Here is a 22415-nt window from a genome sequence, read left to right on the forward strand (position 1 = left end):
GGGGAGGGGAACATGCGGAACGCACTTACCATCGACGTCGAAGACTACTTCCACGTCAGCGCATTCGAGAAGGCCGTCGACCCCGGACTGTGGGACTCGCTGCCGCAACGCGCGTTGCGCAACACCAACCACGTGCTCGACCTGCTCGACAGGTGGGGGCTGCGTGCGACCTTCTTCACGCTGGGCTGGGTGGCGAAGCGTCACCCCGAACTCGTGCGGCGCATGGCCTCGGCAGGGCACGAGGTGGCTTGCCACGGCTATTCGCACAAGCGCATCACCACGCTCAACCCCAGGGCCTTCCGCGACGACATCCAGCGTTCGCGGCGGCTGTTGCAGGACCTGTCGGGCCAGCCGGTGAACGGCTACCGCGCGCCCAGCTACACCATCACGCAAGACACCATCTGGGCCCTCGACGTGCTCATCGAGGAGGGCTTCACCTACGATTCGAGCATCTTCCCCATCAACCACGACATCTACGGCATGCCCGGCAGCCAGCGCTTCCCGCATACCATCACCCGTGAGGGCGGCGTCATCGAGGAGTTCCCGCCCACCACCTATCAGGTGGAGGTCATGGGTCGCCGCGTGAACCTGCCCGTGGCGGGCGGGGGCTACCTGCGCCTGTTGCCCGCCACGTGGGTGAGCGGCGCCTTCAGGCGGCTGAACGATTCGGGCAAGCCGTGCGTCCTCTACTTCCACCCGTGGGAGATAGACCCGGCGCAACCGCGCATCCGCGCCACGGCACGTTCGCGCTTCAGGCACTACCTGAACCTCGACTCCACCGAGTCGAAGCTGCGGCACCTGTTCTCTTCGTTGCGCTTCACCACCATGAGTTCGGTGCTCTTCGGGACGGTGGCCCATGTCTGACATGGAGGTCAGGGGCGTCGACCCCAACGCCCCGCAAGAGGCGGCCCTGTGGGACGCCTACGTGGCGGCCCATGCGGAGTCCACGGGCTATCACCGCATGGGCTGGACGCGGGTGGCGCAACGGGCCTTCGGGCACGCGGCGTATCCCCTCGCGGCCTTCGACGGCGGACGCATCGCCGGGGTGCTGCCCCTCGTCCACATCCGCAGCCGCCTCTTCGGGCGCTTTCTCGTCTCGCTGCCCTTCGTCAACTACGGCGGGCTGCTGGCGGACTCCGCCGAGGCGGCGCAGGCGCTCATCGACGAGGCCGAGGGCCTGCTGCGGCGCACCGGGGCGGGCAGCATCGAACTGCGGCACGTGGGGCCGCCGCGCCTCGGGCTTTCCGCCAAGTCGCACAAGGTGACCATGCTCCTCGACCTGCCGGACGACCCCGACACCCTGTGGCGCGGCCTGCGCGACAAGGTGCGCAATCAGGTGCGCAAGGCGGGCAAGTCGGGCCTCACCGTGGAACAGGGCGGCGCGGGGCTGCTTGGGCCGTTCTACGACGTGTTCGCCGTCAACATGCGCGACCTCGGCACGCCGGTGTACTCGCGGCGCTTCTTCGAGACCATCATGGACGAATTCCCCGGCGCCACGCGCATCGTCGCCGTGCGCGACGGAGACGCCGTGGTGGCGGCAGCCCTCTGCTACACGCACGGCAACACCTTCGAGGTGCCGTGGGCCTCGTCGCTGCGCACCCACCGTGACCGCTGCCCCAACAACCTCATGTACTGGCACTGCATGGAGACGGCGTGCCGTGAAGGGTTCACCGTGTTCGACTTCGGGCGTTCGTCGCGCGACAGCGGCCCGTGGCGCTTCAAGGCGCAGTGGGGCGCGCGCGAGGTGCCCCTCAGCTGGGAGTACCTGCTGGCCGATGGCGCACCCCTGCCCGACCTCAACCCGTCCAGCGCCCGCTTCAGCCTCGCCGTGCGGGTGTGGCGGCATCTGCCCGTGGCCCTCACGCGGTTCATCGGCCCGCACATCGTCAGGAGCATCCCATGAGCGTGTCCGACTTCTGCCGCCGCACGGGTATCTGCCCGCCCTACCGCCATCTGCCGCCCGGCGGCGTGCCGCTGCCCGTGGGCGACATCGTGGCGGCTGCGGGCACGGCCCTCGCGACAGGGTGGCAGCGTGCGTCCGGTGATGCTGCGTCCGGTGATGCGGGCCGCGCTGCGCTGGCGGCCCTCGGCACGGCGCTGCACGCGCTCACGGGTTGCCGTCACGCCTTCGCCCTCGGCACCGGGCGGGCGGCCCTCTCCGTGACGCTACAGGCCATGCGCCGTCTAGCCCCGGCGCGTGACGTGGTGCTGCTGCCCGCCTACACCTCGTATTCCGTGGCTGCCGCCGCCGTACACGCGGGGCTGCTGGTGCGGCTGTACGACCTCGACCCCGCGACGCTGGCCCCCCGCATGGAGGATGTGACCGCGCAGCTGGACGACCGGGTGCTGGCGGTGGTGGCGTGCCACCTCTTCGGCTACCCCGTGCCCACCGGTGCCTTGCGCGACCTGTGCCACGGGGCCGGGGCCATGCTGGTGGACGATGCGGCGCAGGCCATGGGCGCACGTTCAGCCGACGGGCTTGCGGGCACCACGGGCGATGCGGGGTTGTTCAGCCTCGCCCGTGGCAAGAACATCACGGCGGTGGACGGCGGCCTCGTGGTCACGGACGACGACGCGCTGGCGGCTGCCGTGGCGGGACTCGTGCCGTGGGCGGCGCTGCCCTGCACCGCATCCACTGCGGCGACGCCTTCAGTGACGACAGCAGCGACGCCTTCCGCACCCGGCCCGGTGACGGGTCTGGCGACGGGTGACGCATCGGGTGCAGCACCGGGTGAAGCATCGGGCACCACGGCGGCTGGCCCATCGACTGGCACGTCACCCGCCCCGGCGCGGGGCAGGGCTGCGGAGGCCGTCGCCGACATGCGCCTTCTGGCGCGTGTGGTCATGCTGCGCCTCTTCCTGAATCCCGCCCTGTACTGGGTGCCCGCGTCGCTGCCCTTTCTCGGCATCGGGACATCCCGCTTCGACCCCGATTTCGAGGTCGGGCCCCTGCGCCCCTTGCAGGCGACGCTGGCGGCGCGCGCCATGGCGCGGCTTGACGCCATCAACGGCGACCGCAGCCGCGTGGCGACGGCACTGGAACAGCGTCTCCATCACGTGCCGGGGTTGCGCACCCTCTGTGTGCAGCCGGGGGCGATGCCCGTCCACCTGCGGCTTCCGGTGCTGCCCGAGGCGTGCGAATGGCCCGGCGACACCGTGCCGGAGGCGTCACGCCTCGGCCTTGTGCGGTCGTACCCCCTGTCGCTGCAAGACCTCGCGGCAGAGGCCCCGCGGCTGGCGGCGCACCTTCTGCCCGGGCCGGACTGCCCCGCATCGCGGTGGCTGGCCGCCACGCTGCTGACCCTGCCCACCCATGCCGGGGTGACGGAAGACGACATGGACGCCATGGCGGACAACCTGTCTGCCGTCATGGCGGGGGTGCCCGCTGGAGAGATGCCGGGGGTACCCGCTGGAGGAACCTCGGGCGGCACGACGTGCGGTTCGTATGAGGCCGTCCGCGCCTGCCCTGCCGCGGGTATCGCCGTGTCAGGCCGACCCGATGGGGGTGCGCGATGAAGACGCTGTTCTGGCTGTCGTCCGGGCTGCTGGCCTATGCCTTCGTGGGCTACCCGCTGCTTCTGGAAGCGGGGTCGCGCCTCGTGCGGCGTACTGCGGCGCGTCGTGCCGCCTCCCCCGACGTCAGCCCTGCCGCCCCTTCGTCAGCCCGCCCTTCAGCCAGTATGGCCGCATCATGGCACAGCGCGGCACAGGCCGATGCCCCGTCCGTCCGTCCGTCAGCTGGCCCGTCCGCATCCTCACCCGACACGGCCCGCGTCATCCCGGACGCCGACCTGCCCACCGTGAGCGTGCTGCTCTCCGTCTTCGACGAGGAGGCGGTCATCGAGCGCAAGATACTGAATTTCCTCGCGCTGGACTACCCGGCAGAGCGCATCGAACTGTGCGTGGTCTCCGACGGCTGCACCGACGCCACCGAGAGCATCGTCGCCCGCTACGCGGGGCAGCGGGTGCGCCTCGTGCGGCAGGAGGCACGCGGCGGCAAGACCCGCGCCCTCAACCGCGCCGCGGCAGAGGCACACGGCGACGTGCTGGTCTTCACCGACGCCAACGCCATGTTCCGCCCCGACTGCGTGCGGCGGCTGGCCGAACGGCTTGCCGACCCCGGCGTGGGCCTCGTCAGCGGTGTGAGCGTCTACGTCCACGCCAGCGGCGACACCACGGCGGGCGGCGTGTACCGGCGCTACGAGGAATGGATCAAATCGCGCGAGAGCGACCTCTTCTCCATCGTGGGGGCCGACGGCGCGGCCTATGCCATGCGCCGTGCGCTCTACACCCCGCTGGCCCCGGAGTATATCAACGACCTGCTGCACCCCGTACAGGTGCTGCTGGCGGGGGCGCGGGCCGTGAGCGAACCCCGTGCCGTGGTCGAGGAGGAGGTCGACGCGCCCGTAGCGTCACCCGGCAGCACGCAACCGGGCAACACGCAACCGGGCAGCACGTCGTCTGGCGGAAGGTCATCTTTCGGCACGTCACCCGGCATGCAACCCGGCCCGCAGTCCCGCCCGCGACCGCAGGCGCAGCCCGACTCACAGCCCGATACGGGCGCGGAGATGCGGCGTCAGACCCGCATCATGGCCCAGTCGTGGCTCATCTGCCTGCGGCAGCTTCCGGTGCTGGTGCGCCGGGGGTGCTGGGGCTTCGTGTGGCAGATGCTGTCGCACAAGGTGTTGCGCTGGGCCACGCTGCCGTTGCTGGCGGTGTGCGCGGTCAGTGCGGTGGCGCTCGTCCCCCGCGGTATGCCCTATGCCCTCGCGGCTGCGGCCCTCGCAGGCGGCGGACTGCTGGCGTGGGCCGGGGCGCGCGGGCTTGGCGGCGGGCGGGGGTGGGGCGGTCATGCCCGCACGGCGTGGCTGTTCGTGGTGCTTCATGCCGCTGCGGTCAACGGCCTGTACAGGCTGCTGCGCGGGCAGACCTTCGTGACGTGGACGCCCAGAGGGGACTGACGCGGCGTCAGCGTCGATGTTTTCAGGGGATTTCGTGCATCAGGCGAAGCGACACCGGACGTGAGGAGGGAACATATGCAGGCAAGAACACCCGTTATCGCCGTGGCGCGCATCCTGCGCCATGCGTGGAGGCTTGGACGCAAGGTCGTGCGTGCCATGCGCGCCGACCACTGCCCGCTGCCGCTGCCCTCGTTCGCGTACCTGAACGGAGAGGGCGACATGGCGCGGTTGCACCGTGCCTGCCAAAGGCTGGACGTGTCACGCTGCGTGACCGCCGCCTCGTGGGTGCGGCTTCTCATCAGCACGCTGTCGTGGCCCGGCAGTGCGTTCATGGGCAGCGTCGCCCGGGCGGTGCGGCAGGGGGGCGACGTGGCCCGCCGTTACCATGTGCCGCGCTGGCGGCAGGTGGGCCAAAGCTACAAGGCGGCCATGCGCCACAACATGAACGCGCGGCTGTTCTACGACTTCGACCTCTTCCGGCCCGACGCGCCAAGCCCCGGCAGCTTCATCATGCCGCATGAACTGCGCATCATCGCCGATGTGCTGTCCGCCACCAGCATGTCGCCCGACATCACCGACCGCGTGGCCTTCCTGCGCCGTTGCGACGAACTGGGTCTGCCCTGCGTGCCGGTGCTGGCGCGCTTCGACCCCGACGGCACGGTGGCATGGGCCGAAGACGCCCTGCAACAGGCGCAGGGGCGCGACCTGTACCTCAAGCCCGCCGACTGGGACGACGGGCTGTGCGGCGAACTGTGGCAATGGCGCAGCGGGCAGGGCTGCTGGCTGCGGCACGGCAACCGGGTGACGCTGGACGACATCGGGGCGCGCGCACGCGACCTTTCCGCAGGGCGCACCATGCTGCTGCAACCCTTCGAACCCGCCCACCCCGTGTTGCGGCCCCTCGGCCTTCTGGGGTCGTGCTCGGTGCGCTGCTTCACGCTGGCGGCCATCGGGGGCGAACCGGAACTCGTCGCGGCGCTGACGCGTATCCCCGGCGGGTGGTGGCGGGCCGAATGCGGCCCGGAATACGGCCTCACGGCGCGGGTGGTCGACCTGCGGACGGGTGAACTCGGCGATGGCGTCAAGAGCCGTTCGCCGCAACGCTGGAAGCGCCACCCCGAGACGGGCGAGGTCATCGCCGGCCTGCGTCTGCCCCTGTGGGACGAGGCACGCGCCCTCGCCACCGAGGCGCACCGCCTGATGCCCGACTACCCCGTCATGTCGTGGGACATCGTCATCGGCACCGACACGTTGCGGCTTCTGGGCGGCAGCCCCGCGCCGCGCATCGACACCGCACGCTTCCCGGCGGGCGAGGGCATGAACGACGAACGGTTCGCCAACTTCATCCTCGCGCATTGCGAACGGCTGGGTGCCGTGGCCGCCGTGCATTGACCCGCGCGCGGTGCGCCCTCGCGGCGTGCCGACGGGCGAAAGGACAGTCTCCCCTTGGACATGGTCGCCATTCATCTGCTGACACTGGTGGGGTTCACGCGCATCGCGGAACTGTTCCCCGTGCTCGCCCCGCTGCATCTGGGCAAGCTGGCCTTCGCGCTGGGCGGGCTGACGCTGGCCGTGAGCGCGTCGCGCATCACGCCGCCCGTGGTATGGCGCACGCCCCTGCTGCGGCAGGTCCTGCTGCTGCTCTTGCTCGCGGCGCTGAGCGTGCCGTTCAGCGTCTGGCGCGCCGGTGCGCTGGAGAGCTTTCAGGGGGTGGCGAAGACGGTGTTCATCTTCGTGGCGCTGGCGGTCATGTCGCGTCGTGACGGGGGGGCGATGCTGCGGCTTGCGCTGATGATCGGCGTTTCGCTGCTGAGCGGCATGATGCTGGTGGAGAAGGGCACGGGCCGCGCCTTCGTGAGCGCCACCTACGACGCCAACGACCTTGCCCTGCTCTTCGCCATGTTCCTGCCGGTGCTCGGGGCCGAAGGGCTGGCAGGGCGCTGGGTGGTGCGGCTCGCCGCGTGGGGGGCCGCCGCCATGGCCCTCGTGGCCATGACCATGACCCAGTCGCGCGGCGGACTCGTGGCCCTTGCGGTGATGGGGTTGCACATGGTGCTGGCCTCGCGGCGCAGGCTGCCGCTGCTGGCGCTCTTGCTGCTGGCGGGCGGCATCTTCTACGCCAGTGCCGACGCCTCGTTCTGGGACCGGTTCGCCATCCTGGGCGACGCGGATGCGGACTACAACGTCTCCGCCCGAACGGGACGGCTCGAACTGTGGAAGAGCGGCCTCGCCATGATGCTGTCGAACCCGCTTCTCGGCGTGGGGGTGGGGCAGTTCGCCCCCGCCAACTTCATGTACGGCAACGGCGCCTATCTCACGGCGCACAACACCTACATCCAGGTGGCCACCGAGATGGGGCTGGCGGCCCTTGTGGTGTACTGCTCGCTGCTGCTGACGGTGGCGCGGCTTGCCGACCGTGGCATCTCCCCGTCCCGTCCCTCGCACCCGTCCGGAACCCCGCCCGAAACCTCGTCCGAAGCCCTGCCCGAAGCCCCGCCCGGGCATGAAGACCCTCACGCCCGCGCGGAACGGTTGCGCTGGCTTGGCGTGCGCTACGCCCTCACCGCGTTCATGACCGGCATCTGCTTCGTCTCCGAGGCGTTCAGCATGTCGTTCTTCTGCCTGCTGGCCCTCGTGGCGGCCATGGCGGTGCGTCTTGAGGAGCGCGAGGCCGCCTCCGGCATCGCCGACGAACCGCAGACGCCCGCCCCCGAACCCTACAGGCGGGGGCGCGGACGGGGCGGTGCGGGCAACGTCCGCCCCGGCAGCCACAACGCGGGCACCACCCTCGGGCGACGCCGTTCACCGGCCCACGCCGCCATCCACGACCCGTCAGGCAGGTGAGGCATGGGCACGTCCGGCTACTTCGCACGCAATTCCGTCATCCGCATCGTGTCGTTCGCGGTGGGGGTGGGGTTCGCCCTGTTCGTGACCCCGGTGGTGGTGGGCACGCTGGGCAAGACGAACTATGGCGTGTGGGTGCTGGTCAGTTCCGTGGCCTGCTACTTCCTGCTGCTCGAGGGCGGCGTGATGCAGGCCGTGTCGCGCCATGCGGCTGCGGCCCTTGCGCGTGACGACCGGCACGAGGTCGACCGGGTGTGCACGGCGGGCTTCGCCCTCCATGCGCTGTCGTGCTGTCTGGCCCTGTGCGTGACCGGGGGGCTTGCGCTGTTCGCCGGTGTCTTCGCCTCCGACCAGCTGCCCGTGGAGAGGCTGCGCCAGTGCCTTGTCATCTACAGCGTGTGCCTCTCGCTGTTCTTCCTGTTCAGGACGCACACCGGGCTGCTCATGGCCGAGATGCGCTGGACGCTCATCGCCGTGCTGGCCATGCTGCGCAGCGCGTTCACCAGCCTTGCGGTGCTGCTCATGATCACGCCGGAGAACGGCCTGTGGCTGCTGGCGGCGGTCAACGGCGGGGGCTTTCTGCTCGAAGGCGCGGCCTGCCTGCTCTTCGCACGGCGCAGCGGGAGGGGGCGCGTGCGTGTGGCACTCTTCGACGCCGCCCTCGCGCGTGAGCTTCTCGGCTACGGCTGGGCCTTCACCGTGACGCAACTGGGCGAGTCGATGCGCTACCGGTCGCAGAACTACATCATCGCGCTGTTCTCGGGCGTGCGCGAGGTGGCCGTGTTCTCCATCGCCATGCAGTTCATCGGCTACTTCCTGAGCCTCATGCAGAGCGCCTTCGGCATCATGGTGCCGTACTTCAGCCGGATGCAGGCCCGCGGCGACCGGGACGACACCGCGGGTTCGCTGCTCTTCGCCCTGCGGCTGAGCTATGTGACGGCCTCGTTCATCGGGCTGTGCCTCATCTTCTACGGGCAGGAGTTCATCGTGCTGTGGCTCGGCCCCGGATTCGCCGAAGCCCACGACGCCCTCGTGCCGCTGACCCTCGGGGCCGTGTTCTCGCTGGGGATGCTGCCCGCAGACGGCTACCTGCTGGGGACGGCCCGTCACCGGATGCTGGCCCGCTGCGCCATGGCGGAGGGCGTCAGCATCGTACTGCTCTCGCTGGCGCTGGCGGGGCCCTTCGGCATGGAGGGCGTGGCATGGGCCTATTGCGGCGTGGCCCTCGTCTTTCGCGCCGGGGTGGTGCCGTGGTTCGTCTTCACGCAGGCGGGGCTTCCCCTTCTGGCCTACGCGCGCCTGCTGGCGGAGGTGGCGGTCACGCATGTGGCCCCGCAGGTGCTCCTGTACCTGATCATGCGGGGAACGCTCGGTACGGGCTACCTGCAACTGGCCCTTCTTGCGGGAATGCAGGGCGTGCTTGCCGTGGGCATCCAGTCATCCCTCCTGCGGTTCACGCGGGGTGCGGCCTGAGGCCGCAAAGGAGACGTGACCATGCTCGAAGGCCGCGACTTCATCGTGTTCTCCGACGACTGGGGGCGGCACCCCTTCAGTTGCCAGCACATCATGCAGCACTTCATGCCCGGCAACCGGGTGCTGTGGGTGAACACCATCGGCATGAGGCTGCCGCGCCTTTCGCTGTACGACATGCGCCGCGCGGCGGAGAAGCTGCGCTCGTGGGTCTTCCCCGTCCGTCAGGACGGTGCCGCGGCATCGCCCGACGGGTTGGGCGATGCCGTACCGGAAGGGCTGCGCGTCATCTCTCCGGTCATGGTCCCCTTCGCGCCCCTGCCCCCCGTGCGGGCCTTCAACCGGCGCAGCGTGGTGGACGCGGTGACGCGCAACGCCCGCGAGATGGGCTTTCGCGACCCCGTGCTGCTGGCGACCGTGCCCAACGCGGCAGACTACGTGGGGCACTGCGGCGAATCGCTGGTGGTCTACTACTGCGTGGACGAGTTCACCGTGTGGCCGGGCATGAACCTGCCCGACATGGTGCGCGACCTCGAAGCCGACCTCATGCGTTCCGCCGACCTCGTGGTCGCCGTGTCGGACGCCCTCGTCCGTGCCAAGGGCAACGGGCGCACCCCCACGCGCCTGCTGACCCACGGGGTGGACGTGGGACACTTCGCAAGGGCCGCCGCACCGCAGCCACTGCCGGAAGCACTCTCCGACCTCCGTGGCCCGGTGGTGGGGTTCTTCGGCCTCATCGACAGTCATCTCGACGTGGACATCGTGGAACACATCCTCACCGCCCGTCCGCAGTGGAACGTGGTGCTCATCGGCACGCGGCGCATCCCGCTGACGCGCCTCGAACGCCATGCCAACTTCCGGTGGCTGCCGCCCGTGCCCTATGCGGACCTGCCGCGCTACGCCTACCGCTTCGACGTGGCCGTCATCCCCTATGTGGTGAACGAGCACACCTGCACCGCCAATCCGCTGAAGCTCAAGGAGTACATGGCGACGGGCAGGCCCGTGGTCACCACCCCCATGCCCGAGGCGCTGCGCTATGCCGCGTGCCTGCATGTGGCCACGGACGGTGCGGGCTTCGTGGACGCCATCGACCGCGAACTCGCCGCCCCGTCCGATGCCGCCCCGCGCCGTGCGGCGCTGGAGGGCGAGACATGGCGCGACAAGGCGGCCCTGCTGTCGGCGTGGATCGAAGAGGGGCTTGCGGCCCGCAACGCGGAGGGTACGCCGCAGGGTGGGGCGGGGGGCCGGGATGGCACGGCGGGAGGTCGCGCATGAGACGCCCGCGCGTGTGCATGTTGCTGGCCACCGACAGGCTTGGCGGCCCGGGCAAGGGTCTCGTGCAGTTCTTGCGGCACGGGGGGCTGGCGGGTTGCTCGCCCGTGGTGGTGGCCTACGAGGCGGGCGAACCCGGAGAGACGGAGTTCACGCGGGCCGTGCGCGACACGGGGGCCGACCTGCGCATCCTGCGGCAGCGCGGCGCGTTCGATGTCTCGCTCATCCCGCAGGCCCTGCGCGTGGTGCGGGATGAAGGCTGCGAGGTGTTGCAGTCGCACGGCTACAAGAGTCACGCGGTATGCGCCTGCCTGCACGCCATGACGGGTCTGCCGTGGGTGGCCTTCGTGCATGGCTGGACGGCCGAGAACGTCAGGGTCCGCGCCTACAGGGTGCTTGAGCAGGCGCTGTTGCCGCTGGCGACGCGGGTCGTCGCCGTGTCGGACGCGCTGGGCCGCAGCGTGTGGCCTGCGGCGCGTCGGCGCATGGTGGTCATCCCCAACGCCATCGACCCCGCCGAGGCCCTGCGCGACGGAGACGTGCCAGCCACCGGGCCGCACTCCGGGGCGCATCCGGACGCCTTCGCACAGGTACCACAGGTACCGGGGGGGGCCTCGCAGCCCGAAGCGGGCGACCCCGCCGAGGCCCTGCGCGACGGAGACGTGCCAGCCACCGGCCTGTATGCGAGCCCCGATGCGAGCCCCGATGCGAGCCCCGATGCGAGCCCCGATGCGAGCCCGGATGCTAACCATGACACGGGTTCAGACGCAGGCAAGGGCGACCTGCGCGCCGCCTTCGGCATCGCCGCCGACGCTCTCGTCGCCGGTGTCGTGGGGAGACTCAGCCCCGAGAAGGGGCACATCCATTTCCTGCGGGCGCTGGCCCGTGCGCGGCAGACCGAACCACGCCTTGTGGGGCTGCTGGCTGGCGACGGCCCCGGTGCCGACATGCTGCGCCGCGAAGCGGACATGCTGGGCCTTGCCCATGCCGTGACCTTTGCGGGCCATGTGTCGCGCGTCGCCCGTGTCTACCGTGCGCTGGACGTGGCCGTGCTGCCCTCCCTCAGCGAGGGGATGCCCAACGCCGCCCTCGAGGCCATGCTGCACGGCCTGCCCGTGGTGGCAAGCCATGTGGGGGGCGTGCCGGAGGTGGTGCGCGACGGCGAGACGGGCCTTCTCGTGCCGCCGGGCGATGAGGCGCAGCTTGCCGCCGCGCTGGTCGCCCTGTGCGCCGACGTGGAACGCAGGAAGGTACTCGGGGCGCGCGGGCGTGAGCGTGTGCTCGGGCATTTTGCGCCGCACCAGCGGGCCGAGAGGATTCTGGGACTCTATCATGAACTGCTGCAACCGCTTGCCGGAGAAGGACAACGCCATGCGAAGCTGGGCTGAATTCAAGGTCGCCATACGCAAGCGCGAGACGCCGTTCCACGCCTTCCTCTACGACGTGGCGAAGGCGCTGTTCGGCATCTCCGTGCCCGTGGTGCCGGGCTTGCACGCCTTTCTCTACAACGAATGGGCCACACGCACCTCGACGTGGCACAACTTCTGGCGCGTCGTCTATTACGAGCCGATGTTCAAGTCGCAATGCGCCCATGTGGGTAAGGGTTTTCGCATGTGGTACGCCGGAAACGGCACCACGCGCATCCTCGGCAAGCTCGCCATACACCTCGACGATGACGTGAGCATCTTCGACAACGTGTCCTTCGTCGGCCTTACAGTGTGCGAGAACCCTGAACTGCATATCGGAGAGGGAACCTACATCGCGCCTCGCGTGCGTTTCATGGTGGCGAAGAGCGTTCGCATAGGGCGTCACAGTCTGGTTGGCTGCCACATGATCTTCGACAACTCCGGGCACCCCATCACCGACGCGCGGGCGCGCATGATGCGCGGGGGCGGACACCCTTCGGTGAAGGGGGTGAAGCCCGTCACCATCGGCGACCTGTGCTTCCTTGGCGAGGGCAGCTACGTCTACCCCGGCACCACGGTGGGGGATGGCGTGGTGGCGAAGGTGGGCACGCACATCATGGGCGACATCCCGCCCTTCTGCCTCATCGAGGGCAACCCCTGCCGCATCGTGGGCAAGCTGCCCATCAACGACGACCTCGCGGAGGTCTTCGGGCCCGAGAGGGTGGAGGCGTGGCGTGCGGCGCAGGCTTCGGTGGTGGTGGACGCCCCGCGACCGGGTGTGCCCGGTAGCGCGAGGGGTAACGGGACGGGCGAGGGGCAGTGTGATGGATAGGGGGGCGTCGTGTCCGCACGGCGAGATACCGGGGCCCGGTACTGTACCCGGCGGCATCGCCGGGTGGTGTGCCGCCCGATGGCAGGGGGCCGACAGCCATGGTGACAGACATGGCGACAGGCATGATGACAGCCATGGCGGCGGACATGACAGTAGGCATGGCGAAAGGCGCGAGGGACAGGGCGCGAAGGCCCGCCGGCGCAGCCGACCCGGGAGGAGGAGACGTGCAATGAGGTCGTTCGTTCGTGACATGGCGCGGGGTGTGGCCCTTCTGGCGGCTGTGCCGTTCTATCTGCTGCACAGGGTCGAGTCGCTCGTCCTCGGGCGCGAACGGTCGTTCATGGGCCTGTCGCAACTTCTCGCGCTGGTTCCCGGCATCTATGGCGTGTGGCTGCGGGCGGCCTTCTACAGGCTGGCCCTGCGCAGTTGCCCGCAGTCGTGCGCCATCGAGTTCATGACCACCTTCGTCACCCCGGAGGCGGTACTCGGACGCAACGTCTACATCGGGTCGCACTGCAACATCGGGCTTGCCGACATCGGCGACGACTGCCTCATCGGGTCGCATGTGCTGGTCACCAGCGGACGCAACGTCCATCACTTCGACGATGTGGAGACGCCCATCCGGTTGCAGGGCGGCGAGCGCGAGACGACGCGCATCGGGCGCGACTGCTGGATTGGCAACGGCGCGGTGGTCATGGCCGATGTGGGCGAGGGCTGCGTGGTGGCCGCCGGTGGCGTGGTCGTGTCGCCCCTGCCGCCGTACAGCGTCGCCGCCGGGGTGCCCGCCCGCGTCATCCGCAAGCGTGGCGAACCCCGTGACGAGGGAGGCACGCCATGAGACCGCACGTCATGCAGCTCATCTTCAGGCTGGCCCCCGGAGGGGCCGAACGTCTGGCCCTCACCACCCTCGACAAGGCGGGAAGCATGATTCGCGGGTCGGTGTGCGGGCTTTTCGGGCACACGGGGCCGCTGGTGGCTGAACTCGAGCAGCGGCGCATACCGTGGTTCGGGCTGGACGTCATCGGACGCAGCAGACTGCCGGGCATCATGCGGCTGGCGGCGTTGCTGCGAAGGCAGCGGGTGGACGTGCTGCACGTGCAGGCGGCCTACCTGCTGCAATGGGCCGCGCCTGCGGCGTGGCTCACCGGCACGCGGCTGGTGTACACCGAGCACTCTTCGCACACCTTCGAGACGCAACCGCGCATGGCGCGCCTTGTGCGGTGGATGGCCCCCTTCCTTGGCGGCATGTCGTGCGTCACCGAACGCCTGCGCCGTTACATGACCGACCGGATGGGCATCGCCCCGCACCGGGTGCGGCTCATCCGCAACGGCGTGGACGTGGAACGCTTCTCGCCCCACGGCCCGGTGGCCCCCCTGCCGGACGGGTGGGCCCATGCCGCCGCCCCGGCCTCTGCCGACCATGGCGACCATGGCGACGGGGCCGGAGATGCCGCCAGCACTGGCCCCGCGGCCCCTGCGCGCCGTCCGGACGGGGCCGCCAGTGGCGACAGTGGCGACAGGGTCGTCATCGGCAACGTGGCCCGCTTCTGCGAGGCCAAGGACCACCCCGGCCTGCTGCGCGCCTTCCACGACGTGCAGTCCACCCATCCCGCGGCCCGTCTGCTGCTGGTGGGCGACGGCGAGACCCGCCCGCAGGCCGAGGCCCTGCGCGACGCCCTCGCCCTTGGCGGCACCGTGCACTTCGCCGGAACGCGGCAGGACGTGCCCGCCCTGTTGCGGGCCATGACGGTGTTCGTGCTCTCGTCGCGGCATGAGGGGATGCCCGTGGCCGTGCTCGAAGCCATGGCCTGCGGTGTTCCGGTGGTGACCACCGACGTGGGCGGCATCGGTGAACTGGTGCGCGACGGCGAGACGGCCCGCATCGTGCCCCCCGGCGACCCGCAGGCCCTTGCCGACGCCCTGCGCTGGATGCTCGACCACCCCGCAGAACGCATGGCCATGCGCGACCGCGCCCTTGCCATGGTGCGCGCGCGGTGCGGGCATGATGTCATGGTGCGTGGCTATCTCGACCTGTATGGCGTCGCCGATGCGTCTTCCTTCGCGCTGCCCCGCACGGGCTACGCCACCGTCTCGCCCGCGTCCGCGTCCGTTTCCGCATCCCGCATATCCGAACCCGCCCCCCGTACATCCGAATCCACATCCCGTACGTCAGAATCCACACCCCGTACATCCGGCCCGACGGCCCCATCCCCAGACCGGAGGAATCGCCCGTGACCCTAGCCGCCACCTTCAGGCAGCAGCCGCTGCACCTTCTGCCCGTCATCGCCATGTTCGCGGTGACGTACCATGCCATCGTCATGCGCATGGTGGGCGACTGGAACTTCGACCCCAACTATTCGCACGGCTTTCTCGTGCCGTGTCTCGCGCTGTGGTTCGCGTGGATGCGCTGGCCCGAGTTGCGCGAGGCCGAGGTGCGGCCCTCGGCGTGGGGGCTTGGCCTGCTGGCTGCCGGTCTCTGTCTGCTGGTGCTCGGGTCTGTGCTCATCGAACTCTTCACCTCGCGCGCCTCGCTGGTGGTGCTGATGATGGGCACGGTGCTCTTCCTCTACGGGCGCGATGCCTTTCGCATCCTGCTGTTCCCGCTGGCGTACCTGCTGTTCATGATACCGCTGCCGTACACCGTCTACGACGCCCTCGCCCTGCCGCTGAAGGGGCTCGTCTCCTTCGCTGCCACGGGGGGCATCAAGCTTCTGGGGCTGCCCGTGCTGCGTGAGGGCAATGTCATCATCTTTCCCAACATCACGCTGGAGGTGGTGGATGCGTGCAGCGGGCTGCGTTCCATCATGAGCCTTGCGGCACTGGGCACGGCCTTCGCCTTTCTCTTCCTGCCCGCCGGGTGGCGACGCTGGACGCTGGTGCTCGCCACCGTACCCATCGCCGTGGCCACCAACACGTTGCGGGTCTTCGTCACCGGGGTGCTGTCGTGGTACATCGGCAAGGACGCCGCCAGAGGTTTCTTCCATGATTTCGAAGGGCTCGTGGTGTTCGCGGTGGCCATGGCGCTGACGGCGGCGCTCGGCTTCGTGCTCGCCCGCGTGGGCAGGGCCTCCGCCAGACCGGACGCCAGACCGGACGCTGGGCCGGACGCTGGGCCGGACGCGGGGCCGGACGCTGGGCCCGGAACAGGTACGGGCGGCACGGGAGGAGGCGCACATGTGGGCTAGGGTTCTCATCATCGTCGCGTTCCTCGCCGTGGGGGCCTATTTCGGGCAGGGCCGCGTGGAGTCCGCCGTGCTGACGCAGCGCGCGCTGGACGACTTCCCGGCGTCCGTGGGGCCATGGCGCAGTGCAGGGCAGGTCTTCTTCGACGGCAGGACGCTGTCGGTGCTGCGCCCCACCGACTACCTCTACCGCCTCTACACCGACGGCGAGCACCGCATCGGCCTGTACGTGGGTTTCCACGGGGGCGGCGAGGGCGCAGGGCCCATCCATTCGCCGCGCAACTGCCTGCCGAGTTCGGGGTGGGCGATGCTGGACGAGACCCGACGCGACCTTCAGACCCCGCAGGGCCCGGTGCGCCTCGTGCGGGCCACCTTCGCCAAGGGCGACGAGGGCAGCGTGTACTACTACTGGTATCAGGTCAGGGGCGCGACCATGGCGGGCGACCTCGAACTGAAGCTGGCAGAATTGCGGAACGCCTTCCTGCATGCACGGCGCGACGCCGCGTTCATCAGGCTCGATGTGCCGCTGGCGCAGGCCGCAGGCGCGGACGAGGCGGTGGCGGACTTCGTGACCCGGCTGTACCCGCTGCTGCTGGACTACCTGCCCCGCTAGGGCGGGGCGCGCGGCGGACGGCGATGCGAGGACACGACATGCGGGCGCGACGCGGAAGACGCCATGTGAAAGGCACGATGTGCCCGACGGGACAGGGAACGCGCGACGGGAACTGCGGGACGCAACGACAGGACGCAGGACGCAAGGAGAAGCCATGCCGGGGCTGTTGATTGTCGAAGACAACGAGGATGTACGCAGGCAACTGCGATGGGGGCTTGCGAAAGAACCCTACGACCTGCATCTGGCGGGGTCGGTGGACGAGGCGCTTGCCCTGCAACGTGAGCACGCCCCGGCGGTGGTGACGCTCGACCTCGGCCTGCCGCCGGACGCGGAGGGCGCGTCGGAGGGCTTCAGGGGGCTTGCGGCGCTTCTCGACCACGACCCGCGCACCAAGGTCATCGTGGTCACCGGGCATCACGACATGGAGAACGCCCTTCGCGCCATCGAAGGCGGGGCGTACGACTTCTGCCAGAAGCCCGCCGACCTCGAGATGCTCAAGGTGATCATCAGCCGCGCCTTCTTCCTGCATGGCCTGCAGGGGGGCGGCGCCATGGCGTCCGCATCGGGTATGGCGTCGGCATCGGGTGGTGCCTCCGCCCCGGACGCCGTTTCAGGCGCGGGTGCCGGGGGGGGCAAGCCCGACGACGGCTGGCAGGGCATCGTGGGGCGGTGTCCGTCCATGCGGGCGGTGTTCGAGACCGTCGCCAAGGTCGCGGTCACCGGCGCCCCGGTGCTGGTCACCGGCGAATCGGGCACAGGCAAGGAACTGGTGGCTAGGGCCATCCACGCCCTCGGGCCGCGCTGCACCCGCACCTTCGTCGCCATCAACTGCGGGGCCATCCCCGACAACCTGCTCGAGGCCGAGTTCTTCGGCTACGAGAAGGGTGCGTTCACCGGGGCCACGCAACGGGTGCAGGGCAAGGTGGAATACGCCGACGGCGGCACGCTGTTCCTCGACGAGATAGGCGAGTTGCCCGCCAACCTTCAGGTGAAGCTGCTGCGCTTCCTGCAGGAGAAGGTCATCCAGCGGGTGGGCGGACGCAAGGACATCGCGGTGGATGCGCGCATCGTCGCGGCAACCAACCGCGACATCCAGACCGAGATAGCCAGCGGGCGGTTCCGTGAAGACCTCTACTACCGCATCGGCGTCGTGCCCGTGGCCCTGCCGCCGCTTCGTGCGCGTGGCGACGACATCCTGCTGCTGGCGCGCCATTTCCTCGAAAGCAGCGCGGGTGAGGGCACCGGTAACATCGTGGGCTTCTCGCCCGCGGCGGAACAGGCCATGCTGCGATACGCATGGCCCGGCAACGTGCGCGAACTCGAGAACAAGGTGCGGCGCGCCGTCATCTTCGCCAGCGGGCGGCGCATCATGCCCGACGACCTCGGCTTCGACGAGACCCCCGCCAAGGCGGCCGCCCCACGACCCGAAGGTTCGCTGCGCGAGGCGCGCAACGCGCTCGAACGCGACATGGTGCTTTCCGCGCTGGACAAGTGCGGCGGCAACATCGTGCAGGCGTCACTGGCCATCGGCGTGAGTCGCCCCACCTTCTACGACCTGTTGCGCAAGCACGGCATCGAGGCGTGACCCGTAACGCGAGGCCGCCACGGGCCGGGGCGTCGCCCCGTTGCCACGATGCGGCGAAGGACATCCCATGATGTATGCCCCGCACCGTCCATCGCATGAAGACCGCAGGCAGGTCGCGCACTCCGGCTGCCCCTTGCGCCCGACTCCACGTCCGGCTTCACGTCCGGCCGCGGTTATGGCCCCGGTTATGGCCCCGGATATCACCGCGGATATCACCGCGGGCATGGCCCGTCGTGTCTCGCCCGGTGCCTCCACGGGGGGCTCCCCCGATGTCTCTCCTGAAGTCTCCCGCGGCGTCTCCCTTGGCATGGGGCGCCGCCTCTTCTGCGGCATCACCCGTGGCGTTGCCCGATGCCGTCGGGCGGTGCCGGTGTGCGCCGTCTTCGCCTTCCTTCTTGCGGGCCTTCTGTCCGGCATGGTCGCAGGGCCACTCCCCGGCATGGCGGGCGACGCCCTCGCCGCGGGCACGCAGGGCACTGCGCCGGGAGGGCCCGCTTCGGGGCAGGGCGCGTCAGGGTCAGGCCGGGGAGACCTCTTCACCCCCCTGGGCCCCGGCGGGGGCGGCGGCATGTACGTGCCCTCCATGTCGCCCTACGAACAGGGGCTGGTGTTCGTGGCGACGGACATGGGCGGGGTGTTCCGTTCCGAAGACGACGGCGCGCGCTGGCGTCTCATCCCTTTCGGCAACGGGCTGCGGTACACGCAGCTTTCGCCGCCCATGGTGCACTTTCCGCGGCATATCGCGTGGGTCACCGAGCGCAGCAGGGTCACCATGAGCCATGACCGTGGCGCAAGCTGGACGACGCAGCCCCCCGGCCCGTGGGGGAAGTCGCCGGTGACGCGGCTGGCAGGCATATCCGGCGCTGGAACGGGCGGTGCGACAGCCTCCCGGCCCTACGGGGCGCCCCCCTCCGGGGCGGACGGCCCCGACGTGCTGTTCGCGGGCACCAAGGATGGCGTGTGGCGCACCACCCTCGTCGGGGGAAGGCCCGACGGCTGGCAGCGCGTGCTGGACGGCGGCGGCAGCGAAATCGTGTCGCTTGACGGTATGCTGTACACCTTCACGGGCGACGGCACGTTCATGACCAGCCGCGACCGTGGGGTGACGTGGGGCGTGACGGCGGCCGCCGCTTCGGTGGGCGGGCGTGTCGCCTCGTTCACAGGGGCCACCGATGGCAGCCGGACCGTACTGCTGGCCTCGGTGGAGGGCAGGGGCCTCATCCGTTCGGTGGATGGCGGGCGCGACTGGGCCACGGTGAAGCCCGGTTTCGAGAACGAACGCCACCTGACCATGGCCCCCGGACAGACCCGCGTGGCCTACGCCGCCCAGACCGGCGGGGTGGCGCACAAGCAGCTTCTGCGTTCCACGGACGGCGGCGTCACGTGGGAGAAGACGTTCCGCATGGCCATGCCGTGGGACAAGGTCACCTTCGGCACCAACGTGGAACGGTCATGGGTGCAGACCAGCCTCGGCTGGGGCTACTACCTCACCGCCAACCCGCTGGCGGTGCACCCGACGGGTGACGGCTTCCTGCTGCTGGCGACACAGGGCGACCTCTACGTCAGCCGCGACGGCGGCGACTCGTGGCGGCAGGCCATGTCTGCCGTGCTTCCGCCCGACACGGGTGCGGGCGGTGCAGGCGCGTCGCCCCGCCTTGCCACCATCGGCCTCGAGGTGACCAGCGCATGGGGCTACCTGTTCGACCCCCACGACCCGCAGCGCACCTACATCGCCTACACCGACATCGGCTTCGCGCGTTCCTTGGACAGGGGGCGTTCGTGGCAGTGGTCCGCCAAGGGGTCGCCGTGGACGAACACCTTCTACGACGTGGTGGTCGACCCCGCCGTGCCGGGGCGTCTGTATGCCGCCGCCAGCATGAGGCACGACATCCCGCACGGCACGTCGCTTTCGCCCACCAACATGGGCTACGGCGTCCACGCCAAGGGCGGGGTGGTGGTGAGCGACGATCACGGGGCCTCGTGGCGCGTGCCCTACGACGCCAAGGGCGCACCGGACGCGCTGCCGAGCATGACATGCACCACCATCGCCCTCGACGAGACGTCGCCCGCCGAGGCGCGGGTGCTCTACGCCGGGTTCTTCGGCGAGCGCGACGATGACAGGGCCGGGGTCTACAGGTCGGAGGACGGCGGCAGGACATGGCGCGACGTGAGCCTCGGCCTCGGGTCACCGGGCAACCTGCACGTGTACCGCGTGCGCATCCACCCCGTCACCCGCGAACTCTACTGCCTCATCACCGGCATCAGCGGCAAGGGCACCAACTTCACCGTCCCCGGCGGGCTGTGGAAGTCGGCCGACGGCGGCGCCACATGGCAGGACCTCACGGCGGGCAGCCCGCTGGCGTGGTGGGCCACGAACCTCGCCTTCGACCCCGCAGACCCGCGCACCATCTACGTCTCCGCAGCCACGGCGCCGGGGCACTGGCTCGAGGGCGGCATCTACAGGACGACCGACGGCGGGCGCGGCTGGAAGCAGGTGCTCAGCGACAAGGGCATCCAGAAGGCCGTCGGGGGCGACAGCTTCGACCACACCATGGCCGTAGCGGTGCATCCCGACGACCCGAAGCTGGTCTACGCGGGCACCACGCTGCACGGGCTGCTGTACAGCCGCGACAGGGGCGAAAGCTGGCAGGCGTATGCGGCCTTTCCCTTCGCCGCCGTCACGGGCGTCACCTTCGACCCCGCCGACCGCACGCGGATGATCGTCACCACCTTCGGCGGGGGCGTCTGGTCCGGCCCCGTGTTGCCGGAGAACTAGCATGCAGCGCACGGACAGCCATACGACACAGCCGCAGGAGGCGCATGATGGGTAGGGCACTCGTCACCTCGGCACGGACGCGCGTCGCCTACAACATCTGCAAGAGTCTCGCACGGCGCGGGGTGGAGGTGGTGGTGGCCGACGCAAGGCCGCACGCCATGTCGTTCGCATCGCGCCATGCGGCGGGCACGGCGCGCTACACCTCGCCCTTCGAGGACGAGGCCGCGTTCGTGGACGACCTTCTGCGCATCATCGACCGCGAACGCATCGACGTGCTCGTCCCCGTGCTGGAGGAGACGTACATGGTGGCCCGCCATCACGCCCGTTTCGCGCCGCATGTGGGGCTGTGCCTCGCGGGGTACCACGACATGGTGCGCCTGCACGACAAGGCGTCGCTGCGCGGGCTGGCGGCGGACTGCGGTGTGCCCATGCCGCAGACGGTGTCCCTTGCTGCGCTGCTGGCCTCACCCGGCATCGCAGACGGCCTCGCCTACCCGCAGCTGGTCAAACCCCGGCAGGGCGGGGGCGGATGGGCCGTGGAAGAGGCCGCCACGCCCGCACGGCTGCTCGACATCGCGCGGCAGCGCGGTGCGGACGGCGGGCTGGCACAGCAGAAGCTTGCGGGCCACATGGTGTGCGTGGCCATGCTCTACGACGCGGGGCGGCTGGTGGCCAGCGACACCTACCGCGTGCTCGAGACCTACCCGCACCCCTACGGGCAGGGGACGTTGCGCGACTCGGTGGCGTGCCCCGGGGCCGAGGCTGGCTTGCGTGCGCTGCTTGACGCCCTGCACTGGACGGGGGTGTGCGAGGCCGACTTCATCGTCGTGCCCGACGGTACAGGCGGGGCCGAGGGCGGGGCGCACGGAGAGGACGGGCGCGGGAAGGATGCGGGACGCGGGCTGGCAGACCATGTGGCGCAGCCGGGACACTCTGCACGGGCCGACCAGACCGTCGAGGGAGGGCAGGCGAGGCAGGAGGCCCAGACTGGACAGTCGTCCGGAGCGTCGGCGCACCTCCCCCGGCTGGACGGCGCGGCCTACCTCATCGACGTGAACCCGCGCTTCTGGGGGTCGCTGGCGCACAGCGTGGCGCGGGGGGTGGACTTTCCGCACTACTATTACCGCCTTGCCATGGGCGAGCGCGATGTGGCGGTGCCGCAGGCCCCCCCCGGCGTGGTCACCCGCTGGCTCGGTGGCGACATCATGCGCGTGGGGGCGCAGTTCATCGCCGCACGCGACAGGCTTGGCTACATCTCCGGGGCGTTGAGGCAGCGCAGGCGCGTGGCGGCCTACGACGACTTCGACCTCGCCGACCCGCTGCCCATGCTGGCATGGAGCGCGGGGCAGGCGGTGCGCGCCGTCCGCAAGGCCTTTGGCATGACGACCACCAGCGAGGCGCTTTCCGGCGTCTGGGAATGACGGGCGGTGTACGGGGCGGACTGCGAGACGGGCTGCGAGACGGGCTGCGGGGC

The 22415-nt window shown here is 70.2% G+C and carries 17 protein-coding genes; all 17 read left to right on the forward strand.

Annotated features, from left to right (window positions below):
• Positions 1-12: 12 nt before the first annotated feature.
• Positions 13-864 carry an XrtA system polysaccharide deacetylase gene (locus DVU_RS16090; RefSeq protein WP_011176621.1) on the forward strand — a complete coding sequence of 284 codons (852 nt, stop codon included), beginning with the start codon at positions 13-15 and terminating at the stop codon, positions 862-864.
• Positions 857-1903, forward strand: a complete 1047-nt coding sequence (locus tag DVU_RS16095) for a FemAB family XrtA/PEP-CTERM system-associated protein (RefSeq protein ID WP_011787328.1) — start codon at positions 857-859, stop codon at positions 1901-1903. The genes DVU_RS16090 and DVU_RS16095 overlap by 8 nt, the downstream gene beginning before the upstream one ends.
• The gene (locus tag DVU_RS16100; protein ID WP_011176623.1) at positions 1900-3516 is read left to right on the forward strand and encodes a DegT/DnrJ/EryC1/StrS family aminotransferase; all 1617 of its coding nucleotides are present in this window, start codon (positions 1900-1902) and stop codon (positions 3514-3516) included. Before DVU_RS16095 ends, DVU_RS16100 begins: the two co-directional genes overlap by 4 nt.
• Entirely contained in the window at positions 3513-4961 is a 1449-nt protein-coding gene (locus tag DVU_RS16105; protein WP_011176624.1) for a glycosyltransferase family 2 protein, read from the forward strand. Before DVU_RS16100 ends, DVU_RS16105 begins: the two co-directional genes overlap by 4 nt.
• Positions 4962-5036: 75 nt before the next feature.
• On the forward strand, positions 5037-6353 hold the full coding sequence (locus DVU_RS16110; RefSeq protein ID WP_011176625.1) for a sugar-transfer associated ATP-grasp domain-containing protein: 1317 nt from the start codon (positions 5037-5039) through the stop codon (positions 6351-6353).
• A 60-nt stretch (positions 6354-6413) separates the two neighbouring features.
• Positions 6414-7805 carry an O-antigen ligase family protein gene (locus DVU_RS16115; protein ID WP_223295165.1) on the forward strand — a complete coding sequence of 464 codons (1392 nt, stop codon included), beginning with the start codon at positions 6414-6416 and terminating at the stop codon, positions 7803-7805.
• Between the two features lie 3 nt (positions 7806-7808).
• Positions 7809-9278, forward strand: a complete 1470-nt coding sequence (locus DVU_RS16120) for a lipopolysaccharide biosynthesis protein (RefSeq protein WP_011176627.1) — start codon at positions 7809-7811, stop codon at positions 9276-9278.
• Between the two features lie 21 nt (positions 9279-9299).
• Positions 9300-10550, forward strand: a complete 1251-nt coding sequence (locus DVU_RS16125) for a glycosyltransferase family 1 protein (RefSeq protein WP_014524660.1) — start codon at positions 9300-9302, stop codon at positions 10548-10550.
• Positions 10547-11935, forward strand: a complete 1389-nt coding sequence (locus DVU_RS16130) for a glycosyltransferase family 4 protein (protein WP_011176629.1) — start codon at positions 10547-10549, stop codon at positions 11933-11935. Before DVU_RS16125 ends, DVU_RS16130 begins: the two co-directional genes overlap by 4 nt.
• Positions 11880-12785 (forward strand): acyltransferase, encoded by a 906-nt coding sequence (locus DVU_RS16135; protein WP_014524661.1) that lies wholly within the window; start codon positions 11880-11882, stop codon positions 12783-12785. The genes DVU_RS16130 and DVU_RS16135 overlap by 56 nt, the downstream gene beginning before the upstream one ends.
• 229 nt (positions 12786-13014) lie before the next feature.
• On the forward strand, positions 13015-13623 hold the full coding sequence (locus DVU_RS16140; RefSeq protein WP_014524663.1) for an acyltransferase: 609 nt from the start codon (positions 13015-13017) through the stop codon (positions 13621-13623).
• Positions 13620-15020, forward strand: a complete 1401-nt coding sequence (locus DVU_RS16145) for a glycosyltransferase family 4 protein (RefSeq protein ID WP_011176632.1) — start codon at positions 13620-13622, stop codon at positions 15018-15020. Before DVU_RS16140 ends, DVU_RS16145 begins: the two co-directional genes overlap by 4 nt.
• The gene (xrt, locus tag DVU_RS16150; RefSeq protein WP_011176633.1) at positions 15017-15970 is read left to right on the forward strand and encodes an exosortase; all 954 of its coding nucleotides are present in this window, start codon (positions 15017-15019) and stop codon (positions 15968-15970) included. The genes DVU_RS16145 and xrt overlap by 4 nt, the downstream gene beginning before the upstream one ends.
• Positions 15960-16580, forward strand: a complete 621-nt coding sequence (locus DVU_RS16155) for an exosortase C-terminal domain/associated protein EpsI (protein WP_011176634.1) — start codon at positions 15960-15962, stop codon at positions 16578-16580. The genes xrt and DVU_RS16155 overlap by 11 nt, the downstream gene beginning before the upstream one ends.
• Before the next feature lie 154 nt (positions 16581-16734).
• Positions 16735-18165, forward strand: coding sequence for a sigma 54-interacting transcriptional regulator (locus tag DVU_RS16160; RefSeq protein ID WP_011176635.1), 1431 nt, complete (start codon positions 16735-16737; stop codon positions 18163-18165).
• Positions 18166-18388: 223 nt separating this feature from the next.
• Positions 18389-20941: a sialidase family protein gene (locus DVU_RS16165; protein ID WP_226987321.1), complete on the forward strand. Its 2553-nt coding sequence runs from the start codon at positions 18389-18391 to the stop codon at positions 20939-20941.
• A 44-nt stretch (positions 20942-20985) separates the two neighbouring features.
• Positions 20986-22362 carry a carboxylate--amine ligase gene (locus DVU_RS16170; RefSeq protein ID WP_011176637.1) on the forward strand — a complete coding sequence of 459 codons (1377 nt, stop codon included), beginning with the start codon at positions 20986-20988 and terminating at the stop codon, positions 22360-22362.
• The last annotated feature ends 53 nt before the right edge of the window (positions 22363-22415 follow it).

This window comes from Nitratidesulfovibrio vulgaris str. Hildenborough, from assembly GCF_000195755.1.
Taxonomy (GTDB): domain Bacteria; phylum Desulfobacterota; class Desulfovibrionia; order Desulfovibrionales; family Desulfovibrionaceae; genus Nitratidesulfovibrio; species Nitratidesulfovibrio vulgaris.